The organism is Chryseobacterium edaphi (assembly GCF_025628985.1).
GTDB classification, from domain to species: Bacteria; Bacteroidota; Bacteroidia; order Flavobacteriales; family Weeksellaceae; genus Chryseobacterium; species Chryseobacterium edaphi.
In genome coordinates this window covers 873,354-889,341 of record NZ_JAOTEM010000001.1, presented here as the reverse complement: position 1 = coordinate 889,341, position 15,988 = coordinate 873,354, and the positions used below count along the sequence as shown (strand labels likewise).

Below are 15,988 nucleotides of genomic sequence, written 5' to 3'. Positions count from 1 at the left end.
TATTATTATGAAAAAACTATTTGACGATCTCTCATACAAGATCAGTAAACAGACCACAAAACAATACAGTACCAGTTTTTCATTGGGGATTTTGGCGTTGTCACCAAAGATTAGAAATTCTATTTATGCAATTTATGGTTATGTGCGTTTAGCCGATGAAATCGTGGATAGCTTTCATGATTATGACCGTTCTACCCTACTTTCGCGTTTCAGAGAACAGACAAATCAGGCTTTAGAGGAAAAAATTTCGTTAAATCCAATTTTACAATGTTTTCAGGAAACGATTAACCAATACGAAATTGATGTGAAATTAATCTACCAGTTTCTCGACAGCATGGAAATGGATCTTCAGAAAATCGATTACAATTCTGATCTTTACAAACAATACATTTTAGGCTCTGCAGAAGTTGTCGGATTGATGTGCCTTCATATTTTTGTTGATGGGAATAAGGAGCAATATGAAATTTTGAAACCTTCGGCAATGAAGCTAGGATCGGCTTTTCAAAAGGTTAATTTTCTTCGAGATCTGAAAGACGATTATCAGGTTTTGGGACGTACTTATTTCCCGAATGTTGACATCACATATTTTGATAATTCTGTGAAAGAACATATAGAAAATGACATTCAGCAGGAATTTAAAGAAGCTTTGGAAGGAATTAAAAACTTACCAAATTCAGCAAGATTTGGCGTTTATCTGGCTTACAGATATTACATTTCTTTATTCAGAAAAATTAAAAGAACTCCGGCCAAAAAAATCATCAATCAGAGAATCAGAATTTCAAACGGAAGAAAATTTTCATTGATGATGAGCAGTTATGTTCAATACAAAATGTCTTTTTTATAGAATTAAATTTACTTTAAAACATCACAATGGTACACCAGCTCAAAAGAGAACAACAAATAAACTGCGATATAGAAACTGCCTGGAAATTCTTTTCAGCTGCCAATAATCTTTCTAAAATTACCCCGAAAGACATGAACTTCATCGTTCGTACAAAAATGGAAAGCGATGAAATTTATGAAGGAATGATCATCGATTACTACGTTTCTCCACTTTTCGGAATTAAAATGGATTGGCAAACGGAAATCACACAGGTCAATCATCACAGAAGTTTTACTGATTTTCAAAAGAAAGGTCCTTACAAATTATGGAATCATTTTCATGAATTTATTCTGAATGAAAAAGGAGTTTTGATAAAAGATACTGTAGACTATGAACTTCCGATGGGATTTTTAGGTGAAATTGCACACAGACTTTTTGTTAAAAATAAAGTTGAGCATATTTTCAGTTACCGTTTTAATATTTTGGAAAAAATGTTTAACCAGAAACAAAATTAATATGAATTTTCTGATTGTAGCAGCGACATTTTTTATCATGGAAGGAATTACCTGGATGGTTCACAAATACATTATGCACGGTTTTCTGTGGACACTTCACCGCGATCATCACGATCACAGCAATGATGGTCATATGGAAAGAAACGACTATTTCTTCGCAATTTTCGCAATTCCAACTATAGCGATGATGTACTATGGAACGGTACATAATTTCAATGCTTATTTTTATATTTCTATCGGAATTACTTTGTACGGAATGGCGTACTTTTTCGTCCATGACATCTTCATTCATCAGCGTTTTAAATTTTTGAGAGATACCCAAAATCCGTATTTACTTGCGATAAGACGAGCTCACAAACAACATCATAAACATACAGGAAAAGAAATGGGAGAATGTTTCGGATTTCTGTGGGTTCCTGTGAAATATTTTAAAATGTATTTTAATAAAAACAAGAAATAAATGTTGCAATACACGTATTTGGCGATCAACTTTTTTACGGTGATTATCTGTTTTTTGTTTTCTTTTCATCCAAAAATAAAGTTTCATAGACATTTTAAAGCATTTTTGATGGCTTCTTTTTTAGTTGCTGTCTTTTTTATTGTTTGGGATGTCTGGTTTACGAAACATGGAGTTTGGTGGTTTAATGACCAATACTTGATTGGAAGCCGACTTTTCGGCTTACCGATTGAAGAGTTGATGTTCTTTATCTGTATTCCATTTTCCTGCGTGTTTACTTATTTTTGCCTGGATAAATTTTTTAAGCTCGATTGGAAGCCAGATTTTGAAAAAGTATTTGTCATAATTTCAATTTTACTTTTACTTTTTCTCTCAGTTTATTTCAGAAGTAAAATTTATCCATTCGTTACATTTCTTACATCTGCGATCAGTCTTTTTATTCTTTATTTTATTCTTAAAGTTCAATGGATTGGAAAAGCTTCTTTAATTTATTTAATATTGATGCCCGGTTTTCTTGCTGTCAATGGAATTCTTACCGGAACCGGACTTGACTCTCCAATCGTCAATTACAATCCTGAAAAAATAATCGGTCTGAGAATTTTCACCATTCCGATTGAAGACACTGTTTACGGCTACGAAATGATCTTATGGAATCTTTATTTTTTTCACCGATTTAAGAATCAAAAGACAGAGGAATCAACCGTATAATTATTATTTTTAAACCAGATAAAAAAAATCTGATAAAATTAATAACCACAACAAATTGTGACTGATCTCTTTTAAGAATAAGTTTAAAATTTTTTATTCATTATTAGTCACTTTTACATACCACACAAATAATGTAAGGCATAGTATTTGCAACTGCTATTTTAAACCACTTATACCACAAATATTATGAACGTTACAGATTTAAAAATTAAAAATCTGGTAGATTATAGAGGCCAGATTTTCACGATTACCGAAATTTTTCACAATGAAAAAAATGATTATTCCGTAAAGATTGAAAATGATAATCAATGTTTTGATGTACCTGCAGATTCAATTCAACCGATTACGATCAATGAAGCCTGGCTTGAAAGATTTGGATTTATGAAAACATATACTTCAGATCACAGAATCAGATACGAAAGACCGGAATCTTTCATTAAATATGATATCGATTTAAACTCAAAAAAAATTGTTGATGGTCTGAAAATTTATGGAAATTCAATCAGATGCAAATATATTCATGAGTTTCAGAACATTTTCTCAAGTCTGTTTGGAAGAGATACAGGAATTTCTATGAAAAACATTTTTAAGAACGAAGCAATAGCTTAAGGCTACCGACCAAATCTAAATTATATATATCTTAAATTGAAAATCCCCGACTTAGAAATTAAGTCGGGGATTTTATTGATTAAGTGATTCTTTTCTTATTGCTAGCTTTTACCCAATTATCTCTTTTACAATTTTTACATTTTCCTGCATTTCCTATGTTTTTTTCTTCTGTAAATCCACAAAACGTACATGAATAATGTCCATCATTATCAATATTTTGCAAAGGATGATCTAATGAATGTGGCATTACCGGTAAACCAAATTTGATATCTTTTTCATCATAAAAGAAAACACTGATATCTCCAGAAGTCTCTTCTATTGCAGTTTCTATCTGACCAAGATGAGAAACTCCTTTTAATCTTAATTCTGAAAAGAATTCATCACTGCCCAGATTTTCTTTTTTAAAATTATCTATTGCAAAAACACCTTCTTCAATAAGACAGATAGATTTTCCTTCCAGTAAAGTTTCAATTTTTTTGAATCTTCCTATAAGATGTGTAAGAAGGCTGTATCCAAGGATAATTATAGTGAAAACGAGAATGGAAGAAGCAATTCCAACATCTTTATAAAACATAGGATCTCCTGCTGCAGAACCCAGACCAATGATGACAACCAATTCAAAAACAGACAGTTGCTTGACTCCCCTTTTTCCCAAAACTCTCAAACCGATGATGATTGTAAGAAACATAATGATGGTTCGTAAAACAATTTCAAACATGAAAGTAAGATCTTCACTACCGAGAAAAAATTCTTTCCAGCTAAAATTTAAGAAAATTGAGAGATACATAAATAATAATTTTGAAAATTAAAGTCAAAAAATAAGCCAATGGAAAACGTCTATCATTAAAAACCTCCGAATCTGAATTTCAAATCCGAAGGTTCTCACTTTTAATATAAATTCTTAAAACTTTTATAAAAGCTTCATTTTTGGTAATTGAGAAAACTATTTCAAATCAAAATAACTTCCATATTTACTTTGCTGAATTTTAGCCATAAAATCATCAAATGCAGGATACCTTATTCCGGTAGCAATATCAATGACAATTTTATTAAGATTAGGTTTAAGTCTTAATCTGATCTGATCAAAACTGTAATTATCAGCTTCACATAAGAAATTCTTTATCTCGCTGAAATTCATACCGTCCATCACGGTTGCTTTTCTTGACTTCTGAACAGGCATGTCGTCCAAAAGAAATTTAATTCGTTCCATAAAATATAGATTTGGTAGTGAATGCTAAGATACGAAATTTCCATGACTTATTTATGATTACAATCACATTATCAGCTTAATATGCTGATTTTTTATGTTAAAATTTTAAAGCTATACCGTCATAATTTAATTTAAAATAAATACTTATACTGGTCTGAATTTTGTCTTTACCAAGAAACAAAATATTATTATGGATACTAAAAACATTTCAAGAATTGCATTGGGTACAATGCTCATCAGTGCAGGAATTGCTCATCTTACTTTTGGAAGAAAACCATTTCAGGCGCAAGTTCCGGATTGGGTTCCATTAAAAAAAGATGATACAGTAGTTTATTCCGGTTATGTAGAAATTGCTTTAGGAGCAACGATTATTGCTACTCCGAAAAAATACCGAAGTCTTTTAGGGAAATTTACTGCCGCATTTTTTACAGCTGTTTTTCCGGGAAATATCGCACAATATAAAAACAAGAGAGACGCTTTTGGCTTAGATACTGACGAAAGAAGGATGGCTCGATTATTTATGCAGCCTCTTCTTATTGGATGGGCGTTAAAGTCTATGGAAGATTAAACTGAATTTTCACTAAATTCATCAAACAGATTTTACAAAATAATCATTCTAAAGTTAGAATGATTATTTTTGTTGAAATTATTACAGAAAATGAAGAACGCAGTAAGCTGGGTTTTGGTTTTGTTTTTAACCGTTACTTTACTCAATAACTGCCTGCACACGAAGACTTACAAAGAGATTAAGAAAAAGCAATCTTTCATTGATCAGTTAAGACTTGCCTATTCTTCAGGTGATATTTCGAAATGGCCCAAACCAATTCTTGATCCTTCAAAACCAGCATTTTCAGAAATCGGTCATCTTCCAAAAATTGAATTTCCATCAGACAATTCTTATTCTGCCGAAAAAGCTTCTTTAGGAAGAATATTATTCTACGATCCAAGGCTTTCAGGATCAAATCAAATTGCATGTGCGTCTTGCCATGATCCTGAATTGAGCTGGACAGACAACCGAAAATTTTCTTTCGGACATGACAGACAATTGGGCAACAGAAATGCGATGACCATTATGAATGTTGCTTATGCAAAATCTCTTTTTTGGGACGGAAGAGCGGCATCTCTTGAAGATCAGGCAAAAATGCCGATTGAAGATATGAGGGAAATGCACGAGCACATCGATATCGCCACTGAGAAAATTCTAAAAGTAAAAGGCTATGAACCGCTTTTTGAAAAAGCTTTTGGTGATAAAAAAATTACAAAAGACAGAATAGCGAAAGCTATTGCAACATTTGAACGAACGATTATAAGTCCTGCAAGTCGATTTGATCAATTTATTGATGGTGATAAAGAAGCTTATACTGACGATGAAGTAATGGGACTACATCTTTTCAGAACCAAAGCTCAGTGTATGAATTGTCACAATTCAGGATATTTTTCGAATAATTTATTTGAAAATGACGGAACTTCTCTCTTGAGTTCTGATGAGGAAGATTTGGGGCAATATTTAATTACAAAAAAATCTTCTGATGTAGGAAAATTCAGAGTTCCTACATTGAGAGAAATTACCAAAACAGGACCTTGGATGCACAATGGCTCTTTCAATACTTTAGCTGAAGTCATTAATTTCTATAATACAGGAAATCCCGAATTAGCAAAACACCGATCGACCATTCATGAGGGAATTTCATTACAATCTGAAAAATCGGATATGCTTAAACTTTTGGAGTTAACAAAAGAAGAAATGTTGCAGCTCGAAGCATTCCTTGGAACATTGAGTACTCCTACGACCAGACCTGCTCCCCCGAAACTTCCAAAATAGAAAAAGCGTAGAATATCAAGAAGATCCCACTTAATATTCTACGCATTTTAATTATAAATATATTTTATTGCTTGTTGATTTTATACAATCTTCCCGCATCAGTAATGGCATACAACGCATTATCAGTACCTTGGGTAACATCTCTGAAACGTTGATTTTCATCAGCCAATAATCGCTCTTCGCCTACAACTTTATTATTTTCGATAACCAATCTTGCGATATGCATTCCGCTCAAAGATCCGATGAAAAGGTTGTTTTGCCATTCAGGCATATTATTTCCTTTATAGAACGTCATTCCGCTAGGTGAGATTACAGGATCCCAATAATAAATCGGTTGCTGCATTCCTGTTTGCTGTTGGATTCCGTTTCCGATTACCGCACCGCTGTATTCAATTCCGTAAGTAATTGTTGGCCATCCATAATTAGCTCCTGCCTGAATACGGTTGATCTCATCACCTCCTCTCGGACCGTGTTCACCCTGATAAAGATCTCCTGTAACAGGATGTATCGCCAATCCCTGCGGATTTCTGTGACCAATGCTGTACAATTCCGGCAGAGCTCCGGACTGACTGAATGTAGGATTTCCCGGTGCTGGTTGACCGTCTTTTGTAATTCTGACTATCTTACCGATTGCAGCAGTAACCGATTGCGCCAAAGGTCTTGTTGAAAGATCTGATCGCTCTCCTGTGCTCACAAATAAATTTCCTGTAGAATCGAATAAAATTCTTCCGCCATAATGAAGATTACCCGTTGAAGCTGACGGATTTGCTCTATAAATTACTGTTGGGTTTTCGATGGTTGTTTCAGAATTTGATAGTCTCCCTTTCGCAACTGCTGTCAAAGTTCCACCAGCGACATTCTCAGAAAACACCCAATAAACCATCCTGTTGGATGAAAACTGAGGGTCAAGACACAATCCCAACAATCCGCCTTGACCGGTAGAGTTTACAGCCGGAAGACCAGTAATAGGATTTCCGACCGTTCCCGTACTGGTAACAATTCTCATGGTTCCTGTTTTTTGAGTAATCAGTAATCTGCCGTCAGGAAGACCCGTAATTCCCCAAGGTGAAGTAAGTGCAGAAGTAAGAATTGTTTTCTGATAAGGTGTTGTAGTTTTTACGGCATTGATTCTAGTTTGTCCCGCAAATGCAGGTGCATAATTGGTATTTGCAGGATTGGTTTCCACGGGTGGAAATGTCTCGCCATTGTTTCCTCCGTTATCATCCGGATCATTTACGCAATTGATCAAAAGCATCGATGATGCAATCATTAAGTAATGCAGTTTCATTTTCATATTTAAAATTTTGGTGTTTAGTGATTTTGGTTTATTATTTAATATTATGTATTATGGTTACGAAATATTAAAAGCTAAGCATCAAAGTTTAAGCCAACGAGGAATTTCAAAAGCTTTTTAGTGCGAAATATTTATTTAAATTTTAATTACTAAAAAAAATAAAATGCCCTTAAAATAAATTTAAGAGCATCTATAATTTGATGAATTTTAGTTTAAAAAAACTGATCCGGAGTAATCGGCAGATTTCTGAAACGTTTTCCGGTGGCATTATAAATTGCATTTGCAAGAGCCGGTGCAGCACCTATAATTCCGACCTCTCCTAAACCTTTTGCACCGCTAGGATTTAGATTTAAATCTGGTTTATTGATAAACGCCACTTCGATTATTGGCGCATCTGCATTTACGGGGAAATGATATCCTGCTAAATCATTGGCTATAATGCTTCCTAATTTATCGTCAACAGACATTTTTTCCATTAAAGCCATACCAATACCTCCAACGGCAGCGCCGGAAATCTGATTGGCTGCGGGTTTCTGATTAACAATTTTTCCGCCATCGACTACGACCACCATCTTATCAACAACCACTTTTCCGGTTTTTGTATTGACTTTAACTTTACAAAAATGAGCAGCTGACGAACAGAAAGAAAATTTCTTTTTCTCTTCACCTGCTTCTGATGAAGCCTCTACTTCAATTACATTTAAATTATTTTTCGTGAAAACATCCTGGTAAGAAAGGAAATTGTCACCCTGTTTCTGCAATGAAACTCCACTATCTGAAAGAATAATATCTGTAGCTAAAGCATTTTTGAAATTTTGATTTGTAGCTGATGCATATTCTGCGATCTTTAGTTTTAATGCATCGCTTACAGCTGCAACAGCTCCACTGATGGATGACAATCCTGTACTCCCACCCTGATTTCCTGCAGCTGGCAAATCTGAATTTCCAAGTTCAATTTTTATTTTATTCCGAGAGATTCCGGAACGTTCATGCATGATATTTACCATTCCCGTTCCTGTTCCCGTTCCAATGTCGGTCATTGCGGTCTGTAAAACTACATTTCCGTCTTTCATCATTTTGATTCCTGCGCTGGCTTTGTTTCTTCCTGCATTCCACATTCCGACAGCCATTCCGTACCCGATTTTCCAATCGCCTTCAGATATTGAGCCGGGATTTGCCTGTCTCAAATTCCAACCAATCATTTTAGAACCTTTTTCAATGGCTTCTTTTAAATAATTGGTCGACCATGGTAATCCCGTTTCGGGATTTTTTTCGGATGCTAAATTTTTATATCTTAACTGAACCGGATCTATTTTCAATTGATAACTTAGTTCGTCCATCGCAGATTCTACAGCAAAATCTCCTGTACAATCACCAGGACCACGCATCCAGGTTGGTGCACTTAGGTTTAAAGGAACAACTGCATTCTCGGTTTTAAGATTATCAAACTGATAGATTAATCTCGTCACTCTTGTTATACCGTCACTGAAGGGATCGTAAATAGCACAGCCATTTTTTGCCTGATGCAAAACTCCAGTTACTTTACCGTCCTGAGTTGCACCTATTTTTATTCTTTGCCAGGATGCAGGTCTGTAACCTACTGAATGAAACATTTGTGGTCGAGTCAACATCAGTTTTAATGGTCTTTTGACTTGTTTTGCTCCTAAAATAGCAGCCAAAGCATGAGGCCAGACTTTTAAACCAGATCCAAATCCGCCACCCACAAATTCACTGATCACCTGAATATTATCAACAGGAATATCAAACAATCCCGCAAACATTTTCTGAACACTGTTGACTCCCTGATTTTTATCGTAGAGCCTTAATTTATCATCTGCATACCAATCTGCAATTGTTGCGTGCATTTCCATGGGATTGTGAATCTCGGCAGCAATTCCGTATTGCTGATCAACAGAAAATGGCGAACTGCTCCAGCTCTTTTCATCTCCTCTTTCTTTTCCCGCAGGTTTTAATTCAACTGAATTTTTAGCTTTATTAAAATCAACTTCGAAAGGTGCAGTTGTATATTCAACCTTCACCAAAGATGCAGCATAAGTTGCTTCTTCCAATGTCTCTGCAATCACCAAAGCAATAGGTTGTCCTTTAAAATAAATTTTATCGGTATGAAAAACCGGCAATCCGAATTTCGATTCTTTTATTTTTGCTTCATTGGCAAATCCCGGAACGTTCGGTTTTTTGAGGTGAGATATAATGTCAAGAATTCCATCCGACTGTCTCGCCAAATCTAAATTAATCGATTTGATGGTTCCTGATGGAATCTCACTCGTCACCAAAACTCCATGGCAAAGATTATCAACCTTATATTCAGCAGAATATTTTCCCTGTCCTTTTACTTTTGCAATAGCTTCAACTCGTCCGTCGATTGGTATTACAAAATCAGTTTCATCGTCAAAAAATCCCATTTTTTTTAATTTTAAAATTTGTTAGAAATAAAACTTTCTTATTATGAATTAACTGCATTTTTTAAAGCAAGCTCAATTGCTCCTTTCAACATCGGAACTTTGTATGCGTTATGAGAAAGCGGTTTAACCTTTTCTACAACAATTTCAGATGCTTTTTTAAATACTTCTTCTGTAACTTTTTTTCCTTTTAAATAATCTTCCGCTTCGTACCATCTCCAAGGTTTGTGAGCAACACCTCCAGAAGCTAATCTTGCTTCTTTGATTGTCTTTCCATCCATTTGAAGAGCAGAACCTACAGAAATCATTGCAAAAGCATATGAAGTTCTTTCACGAAGTTTTACGTAAGCATATTTTTTATGAAATTCATTTTTCGGAACTTCAATATGAGTTATCAAAGAGTTTTGTGGTAAATTATTATCCAACCAAGGTGTATTTTCCGGTAATTTATGGAAATCCTTAAAGGGAATTGTAAACGGTTTATTTTTTGAATCGACTCCATGAACATTAGCATCTAATGCAACCAATGAAATACACAAATCTGAAGGATGAACTGCAACACATTGATCATTGTAACCCACTATGGCACTCATTTTATTATCTCCGCTCAAAGCACTGCAGCCACTTCCCTTTTTTCTTTTATTACAGGGAGTCGTCACATCATAAAAGTACGGACAACGCGTTCTCTGCAATAAATTCCCGGCTGTACTTGCCATATTTCTAATTTGTGGTGAAGCTCCGGATAAAACTGCTTTTGTAATTAAAGGATAATTTTTAAGTAAATCAGAGTTGGTCGCTAAGCTTGTATTACGAACCATTGCACCAATGCTGACTGACTTTTCAGAGAGTTTAATTTCATTAGACAATGCTGTAGAAACATCAATCATCCCATCGGGTGGAGCAATATTTTTCTTGAGAAGATCTACGATATTGGTTCCTCCTGCAATGAAATCTTTACTTGAAGTTTTCAATTTTAAAGCTTCTGTAGAAGTTTTTGCTTTTTCGAATATAAATGGTTTCATAATGCTGCTACTTTTTGTATAGATTCAACAATTCCGTTGTAAGCACCACAACGACAAAGATTTCCACTCATAAATTCTTTAATTTCTTCAACTGAACCAGTGTTACCTTCTTTTACACAAGCAACTGCAGACATGATTTGTCCCGGAGTGCAGTATCCGCACTGAAACCCGTCACACTCAATGAATGCTTCTTGCATAGGATGAAGTTTGTCTCCAGTTGATAATCCTTCAATTGTTGTTACCTCTTTTCCGGGAACCATTGCAGCTAAAGTAAGACAACTTAAGGCTCTTTCTCCGTCAATATGAACGGTACAAGCGCCACATTGACCGTGGTCACATCCTTTTTTCGTTCCGGTAAGATTAAGATTTTCACGTAGAACATCCAACAAAGTTGAACGACTGTCTGTTTTTATTTCGTGAACTTTTTTGTTGACAGAAATTTTTATCGGTAAAACACTTTTCTTTGGAAGAATGAAATCTTTTACATCCTGATAAAAAGCTTTTACAGAAGTTGGAATTGCTGCGAAAATCGCTACAATGGCTGTACTTTTTAAGAAGGATCTTCTGCTGTGATTGGTTTTGTCAGACATATCTGATATTTTTTGAGAAGGATTGAATTATTTTTAAGCGAAATTGAATTAAAAATTCAATTATATCAAATATAATGAAAACATTACGCTAAACTTATTAACATAATCTAAACTTACACCTGCAAAGTCTAATTTATAATCGAAATAAATTAACTAAAACGAAAAATTCCGACAAAAGAGTTTTTTGTCGGAATAGTATAAATTTCTGTAATTTTATTGAATTACGTACGTTTTTTTACTTACTGTATGAGCAGAGAAATATCCTAAAGCGCCATTGCTAATATTGCTTGGCGGATTTGAAGGGGTAATTCCTCCACCAGGACCACCACCGTCAATGATCTGCAACAACGAAGAAAAATAAGTGTAAACATTTGTATCAATACACTGCATTTCTACATGAACCGTGTCTCCTACCTTGGTTTTCTCGCCATCACCGTCATCATCTTCGTTTGGTAAAAATAAAGGTCTTTGATTGGCCATTCCGTTGTTCACATTATCAGAAAATGCTTCAAAAATTTTACCGGAATTATTGACATAATAATTAAAGAGATACCTGTTTCCCAATGCAGGAGGATCTGTAAACACAGGAAGAAGCGTATATGACATTTCACCGGCCACCAAAAAAGAATCCTGCTCTAAATCTTCAAGCAAAACAGGTTCCGGCATTTTGCTTTGTGCTGTATATACTTTACCTTCTGCTGAAACTTTCAAAGTATATGTTCTACCAGGAACAGCTGAAAAAGTTTTAGTTTCGTAGAAACCTTCTCCGATATATGTTAAAGTTTCGGTTTGTCCTGTATTATCGCTTAATACAACTGTAGCATCTTTTATTACAGGATACACATTGTCTGCGGTAAAAGCAACTGATTTTGTAATCTTTACATAATATGGTCCCACCTGATCTGTAACATTGGCTTCGATGACAATATTTCCGCTTTGATCATCTAAATCGAGATCGATTTCTTTTTCACAACCCGTGAACAAAAAAAGAGAGATTATAATTAAAAATAAATTCTTCATTGTATTAAAATTTAAAATTATAAGTAATATTCGGAACAAATTTGAAGAGTGAAGTCTGTACGGCACGAGTCGTTCCAGGCTTATCAGGATTGTCTTCAAATGCAATAGTGTATGCATTTTCTCTCCCGTAAACATTATAAATTCCGAATGTCCATGAGCTCTTCCAGCGTTTGTTTTTATTTGGCTCGTATGTTGCGCTCAGATCCATTCTGTGATAAGCAGGCATTCTGTCGGCGTTTCTGTTGCTATACTGAAAAATCGTCTGGTTTTGCAACTCATATTTTCCTGTCGGGAATGTTACTGCATTTCCTGTACTATAGACAAACAATCCTGAGAAAGTCCATTTCGGATTCAATTCATAGGTTGCAACTAAAGATAAATCGTGCGTTTTATCTTGTCGAGCGTTGTACCAATTATTGTCGTTGATTCCAGTTATTTTTCTTTCGGTTTTTGATAGTGTGTAAGAAATCCAGCCTGTCAGTTTTCCACTTTTCTTTTTGGCAATTAACTCCAAACCATAAGCTCGTCCTTTTCCAAACAATAATTCTCCTTCAACATCTGCGGCGGCATCGAAAGTAATTTCTGCACCGTTTTTAAAATCAATCTGATTCTGCATAGATTTATAATAAACTTCTGCATTGATTTCATAATTATTATTGTTAAAGTTTCTGCTGTAACCTGCACTGATCTGATCTGCGATTTCAGGTTTTACAGTATAACTGCTTCCAATCCATTGATCGGTAGGATTTCCGCTGCTGCTGTTGCTGAGTAAATGTAGATTCTGAGTATTTCTGGCGTAACCGCCTTTGATGCTGCTTACTTCATTGATTCTGTAGTTAGCAGTAATTCTCGGCTCGAGATTGACATATGTTTTTCCGAATTTTCCTTTTTCTAAAAATTGACTGCCGGTCAAAACTCCGTTGTCATAAGTATTAAAAGTGTCTCCACCTAAAACGCTGAACATCGATAATCTTAAACCATAATTGACAGTAAGGTTTTCTGTCGCTTTAAAATCATCATTGACGTACAGTGCATTTTCCCAGGAATATCTGGAATTCCTTGGAAAACTACTCACACTTGTTCCTGATGCGCTGCTTGGAGTAATCGTGTGATAGATCGACTGCAAACCAAAACGAACCGAATGTTTATTCCCTGCAAACCAGCTGAAATCCTGTTTCAGATTCCAATCCTGAATTTTAGAATTTAAACCAAAAGTATTGTCATTGCTCGAAAGACTGACCTTATAATCGTAATTGCTGTAAATGAATGAAGTATTTGAAAATAATTTACTGTTGATAATGCTGTTCCATCGTACAGTTGCCGTGGTATTTCCCCAATCTGTCGAAAATGTATTTCCTAATCCCAAAACATCCCTACCAAAATACCCCGAAACATACAAACGATTATTTTCATTGAGCTGATAATTGGCCTTTAAATTTAAATCATAAAAATAAAGCTTACTGTCTTTAAAATCATCGGTAGCTTTCAAAAAAACATCGGCATACGTTCTTCTCCCGGAAACGATGAATGAAGATTTTTCTTTCTGAATCGGTCCTTCCACACTCAATCGACTGCTGATCAAACCAATTCCTCCGTTGACATTGTAATCTTTGTTGTTTCCATCCTTCATTTTCACATCCATCACCGAGGAAAGTCGACCGCCATACTGAGCCGGACTGTTTCCTTTGATAATACTTGCATCTTTCAGTGCGTCACTGTTGAATGTGCTGAAGAATCCTAATAAATGCGACGCATTATAAACCGGAGCTTCATCCAATAAAATTAAATTCTGATCAGTTGCGCCACCTCTCACACTGAATCCGCTGCTACCTTCACCATTACTTTTGATTCCGGGTAAAAGCTGAATCGTCTTCAAAACATCTTTTTCACCAAACAAAACAGGCAATTTTTCTATGCTTTTGATACTCAAAGTTTCAGTTCCCATTTGAGCAGAGGTTAGGTTTTTATCTTTCTTAACTGCCGAAATGATCACTTCTTCAATCTCTGAAGTTTTTTCTTTTTCCTGACTCAAAATCAAATCTAACTTCACATTCTGATCAAGCTGCACAGTCTGTCTGTAGTTTTGATACCCTCCGTAAGCAACAGCAATTGTATAATTTCCCTGCGGCAGAGACAGTGAATAAAAACCATATTCATTTGCTGTGATATTGATGGTAGGATCTTCTTCTACTTTTATAGTAGCTCCGATAACGAGTTCTCCGTTCCTTCCGTCTCTTACCGTTCCGCTGATCGTTTTCCGTTCCTGAGCAAAAGCCGTAATGCTGAAAACCGAAAGTCCGATTGTGGCAAAAATTCTACAATAGATTGCTTGCATTCTTCAATGTTTATTAGAAAATAGTTTTTAAAAAATTTAAAGCCTAAAGATAAGCTTTAATTAAGTGGACTTAAAAGTGAATAAACGGATAATTGAAGTTTAAATTGTCTTTGTCTGTGTGAAATCTTGTTCATAAAAAAATTCCTCACTTTAAAATGAGAAATTTAATATCTTAAAAAAAATTAAGTTAATTCTTAATGTGTTTCGCTACCTTTTCTTCAAGATCTTCCAAATTAAAAGGTTTTGCCACAAAATCATCCGCTTGTGCACTTTTGGCAAGAGCTACAATATCATTATTTGCGGTTACATAAATCACAGGAATATGCTTGTAATCATCGTGGCTTTTCAGAAGTTTTGTTGCTTCTACTCCACCAATATTCGGGATCCAATTGTCCATCAGAATGACATCCGGCTGAAACTGCGAAACTTTCTGTATAATGTCATGCGATGTTTCGGAAATCTCGACATCGTAACCACCTTCTTCAAAAATAATACTGATCACTTCAAGAATAACCTTGTCGTCATCGAATATTAAAATTTTCTTTCTGTCCATATCTTTATTTGTTTAATTTAAAATTATTTGTTTTTATTTAACCTGTTTATATTTTCTGCCAAATCTTTCTGCTCAATTAGTAAATCATAATCTACTTGGTCAATTGCCTGTCTCGGCATATAATCAACTTCAGCAGATTCGGGATTTTGAATCCAGACTTTTCCTCTGTTTTTTTTTATATACTTTAAACCTTCCACTCCGTCTGCATTTGCGCCTGAAAGTAAAACTCCTATTACATTTTCACCAAAGGTTTCAGATGCAGATTTGAAGGTAACATCAATCGATGGTCGTGAGTAATTCATCTTTTCTGAACTGTCTAATGAAACCGTATTTTTATTTTCAAATAATAAATGGTAATCAGCGGGAACAATATAAATTTCATTCCTCTGAATCTCAGTTTTATCCTCAATCTCAATCACTTTCATCGAAGTAAATTGCTGTAATAAAGTAGGCAGAATACTCGTTGAATATGCTTTTCTGTGAACAACCAATACGATAGGAAAATTCATATCCTCATCAAGATTTTTGATCATTTCCATAATCACCTGCAGACTTCCGGCAGATCCTCCGATGACTATTAATTCAGTATTGTTCATTTGTGTTTTCATAC

At 35.0% G+C, this 15,988-nt stretch carries 17 protein-coding genes; 7 read left to right on the top strand and 10 right to left on the bottom strand.

Annotated elements, in window-relative coordinates; genetic code table 11:
* Window positions 1–7: 7 nt before the first annotated feature.
* The 5 genes from NZ698_RS04130 to NZ698_RS04110 all read left to right on the top strand — a co-directional run bounded on the left by NZ698_RS04130 (window position 8) and on the right by NZ698_RS04110 (window position 3,112).
* A complete protein-coding gene (locus NZ698_RS04130) occupies window positions 8–844 on the top strand; it encodes a phytoene/squalene synthase family protein (RefSeq protein ID WP_263001824.1) in 837 nt (278 codons plus the stop codon).
* A 26-nt stretch (window positions 845–870) separates the two neighbouring features.
* On the top strand, window positions 871–1,338 hold the full coding sequence (locus NZ698_RS04125) for an SRPBCC family protein (protein ID WP_263001823.1): 468 nt from the start codon (window positions 871–873) through the stop codon (window positions 1,336–1,338).
* 1 nt (window position 1,339) lies between these two features.
* On the top strand, window positions 1,340–1,798 hold the full coding sequence (locus NZ698_RS04120; protein WP_263001822.1) for a sterol desaturase family protein: 459 nt from the start codon (window positions 1,340–1,342) through the stop codon (window positions 1,796–1,798).
* A complete protein-coding gene (locus NZ698_RS04115) occupies window positions 1,799–2,503 on the top strand; it encodes a lycopene cyclase domain-containing protein (RefSeq protein ID WP_263001821.1) in 705 nt (234 codons plus the stop codon). It begins immediately after the preceding gene.
* A 186-nt stretch (window positions 2,504–2,689) separates the two neighbouring features.
* The gene (locus tag NZ698_RS04110) at window positions 2,690–3,112 is read left to right on the top strand and encodes a hypothetical protein (protein WP_263001820.1); all 423 of its coding nucleotides are present in this window, start codon (window positions 2,690–2,692) and stop codon (window positions 3,110–3,112) included.
* 79 nt (window positions 3,113–3,191) lie between these two features.
* On the opposite strand, the gene NZ698_RS04105 is transcribed toward NZ698_RS04110, so the two are convergent.
* A complete protein-coding gene (locus NZ698_RS04105; protein ID WP_263001819.1) occupies window positions 3,192–3,899 on the bottom strand; it encodes a DUF421 domain-containing protein in 708 nt (235 codons plus the stop codon).
* A gap of 156 nt (window positions 3,900–4,055) precedes the next feature.
* A complete protein-coding gene (locus NZ698_RS04100; RefSeq protein ID WP_263001818.1) occupies window positions 4,056–4,322 on the bottom strand; it encodes a hypothetical protein in 267 nt (88 codons plus the stop codon).
* Between the two features lie 190 nt (window positions 4,323–4,512).
* Between NZ698_RS04100 and NZ698_RS04095 the strand changes: the two genes are divergently transcribed.
* Window positions 4,513–4,890: a DoxX family protein gene (locus tag NZ698_RS04095; RefSeq protein ID WP_263001817.1), complete on the top strand. Its 378-nt coding sequence runs from the start codon at window positions 4,513–4,515 to the stop codon at window positions 4,888–4,890.
* A 90-nt stretch (window positions 4,891–4,980) separates the two neighbouring features.
* Window positions 4,981–6,144 carry a cytochrome-c peroxidase gene (locus NZ698_RS04090; RefSeq protein WP_263001816.1) on the top strand — a complete coding sequence of 388 codons (1,164 nt, stop codon included), beginning with the start codon at window positions 4,981–4,983 and terminating at the stop codon, window positions 6,142–6,144.
* 64 nt (window positions 6,145–6,208) lie between these two features.
* Here the strand turns inward: NZ698_RS04090 and NZ698_RS04085 are convergent, their stop codons facing one another.
* The 8 genes from NZ698_RS04085 to NZ698_RS04050 form a co-directional block, all read right to left on the bottom strand.
* Complete coding sequence (locus NZ698_RS04085) at window positions 6,209–7,438, bottom strand: PQQ-dependent sugar dehydrogenase (protein WP_263001815.1); 1,230 nt, start codon at window positions 7,436–7,438, stop codon at window positions 6,209–6,211.
* Window positions 7,439–7,650: 212 nt separating this feature from the next.
* Window positions 7,651–9,861, bottom strand: a complete 2,211-nt coding sequence (locus tag NZ698_RS04080; RefSeq protein WP_263001814.1) for a xanthine dehydrogenase family protein molybdopterin-binding subunit — start codon at window positions 9,859–9,861, stop codon at window positions 7,651–7,653.
* Between the two features lie 41 nt (window positions 9,862–9,902).
* A complete protein-coding gene (locus NZ698_RS04075; RefSeq protein WP_263001813.1) occupies window positions 9,903–10,880 on the bottom strand; it encodes an FAD binding domain-containing protein in 978 nt (325 codons plus the stop codon).
* The gene (locus NZ698_RS04070; RefSeq protein ID WP_263001812.1) at window positions 10,877–11,470 is read right to left on the bottom strand and encodes a (2Fe-2S)-binding protein; all 594 of its coding nucleotides are present in this window, start codon (window positions 11,468–11,470) and stop codon (window positions 10,877–10,879) included. Before NZ698_RS04070 ends, NZ698_RS04075 begins: the two co-directional genes overlap by 4 nt.
* A 213-nt stretch (window positions 11,471–11,683) precedes the next feature.
* On the bottom strand, window positions 11,684–12,490 hold the full coding sequence (locus tag NZ698_RS04065) for a DUF4249 domain-containing protein (protein ID WP_263001811.1): 807 nt from the start codon (window positions 12,488–12,490) through the stop codon (window positions 11,684–11,686).
* 4 nt (window positions 12,491–12,494) lie between these two features.
* Entirely contained in the window at window positions 12,495–14,825 is a 2,331-nt protein-coding gene (locus tag NZ698_RS04060) for a TonB-dependent receptor (RefSeq protein ID WP_263001810.1), read from the bottom strand.
* A gap of 187 nt (window positions 14,826–15,012) precedes the next feature.
* Complete coding sequence (locus tag NZ698_RS04055; protein ID WP_263001809.1) at window positions 15,013–15,378, bottom strand: response regulator; 366 nt, start codon at window positions 15,376–15,378, stop codon at window positions 15,013–15,015.
* A gap of 23 nt (window positions 15,379–15,401) precedes the next feature.
* Window positions 15,402–15,986 (bottom strand): chemotaxis protein CheB, encoded by a 585-nt coding sequence (locus NZ698_RS04050; RefSeq protein ID WP_263001808.1) that lies wholly within the window; start codon window positions 15,984–15,986, stop codon window positions 15,402–15,404.
* Between the last annotated feature and the right edge of the window lie 2 nt (window positions 15,987–15,988).

Coding starts and splice junctions, on each gene's coding strand:
- NZ698_RS04130 (WP_263001824.1), top strand. CDS start 8: ATGAAAAAACTATTTGACGATCTCTCATACAAGATCAGTAAACAGACC.
- NZ698_RS04125 (WP_263001823.1), top strand. CDS start 871: ATGGTACACCAGCTCAAAAGAGAACAACAAATAAACTGCGATATAGAA.
- NZ698_RS04120 (WP_263001822.1), top strand. CDS start 1,340: ATGAATTTTCTGATTGTAGCAGCGACATTTTTTATCATGGAAGGAATT.
- NZ698_RS04115 (WP_263001821.1), top strand. CDS start 1,799: ATGTTGCAATACACGTATTTGGCGATCAACTTTTTTACGGTGATTATC.
- NZ698_RS04110 (WP_263001820.1), top strand. CDS start 2,690: ATGAACGTTACAGATTTAAAAATTAAAAATCTGGTAGATTATAGAGGC.
- NZ698_RS04105 (WP_263001819.1), bottom strand. CDS start 3,899: ATGTATCTCTCAATTTTCTTAAATTTTAGCTGGAAAGAATTTTTTCTC.
- NZ698_RS04100 (WP_263001818.1), bottom strand. CDS start 4,322: ATGGAACGAATTAAATTTCTTTTGGACGACATGCCTGTTCAGAAGTCA.
- NZ698_RS04095 (WP_263001817.1), top strand. CDS start 4,513: ATGGATACTAAAAACATTTCAAGAATTGCATTGGGTACAATGCTCATC.
- NZ698_RS04090 (WP_263001816.1), top strand. CDS start 4,981: ATGAAGAACGCAGTAAGCTGGGTTTTGGTTTTGTTTTTAACCGTTACT.
- NZ698_RS04085 (WP_263001815.1), bottom strand. CDS start 7,438: ATGAAAATGAAACTGCATTACTTAATGATTGCATCATCGATGCTTTTG.
- NZ698_RS04080 (WP_263001814.1), bottom strand. CDS start 9,861: ATGGGATTTTTTGACGATGAAACTGATTTTGTAATACCAATCGACGGA.
- NZ698_RS04075 (WP_263001813.1), bottom strand. CDS start 10,880: ATGAAACCATTTATATTCGAAAAAGCAAAAACTTCTACAGAAGCTTTA.
- NZ698_RS04070 (WP_263001812.1), bottom strand. CDS start 11,470: ATGTCTGACAAAACCAATCACAGCAGAAGATCCTTCTTAAAAAGTACA.
- NZ698_RS04065 (WP_263001811.1), bottom strand. CDS start 12,490: ATGAAGAATTTATTTTTAATTATAATCTCTCTTTTTTTGTTCACGGGT.
- NZ698_RS04060 (WP_263001810.1), bottom strand. CDS start 14,825: ATGCAAGCAATCTATTGTAGAATTTTTGCCACAATCGGACTTTCGGTT.
- NZ698_RS04055 (WP_263001809.1), bottom strand. CDS start 15,378: ATGGACAGAAAGAAAATTTTAATATTCGATGACGACAAGGTTATTCTT.
- NZ698_RS04050 (WP_263001808.1), bottom strand. CDS start 15,986: ATGAAAACACAAATGAACAATACTGAATTAATAGTCATCGGAGGATCT.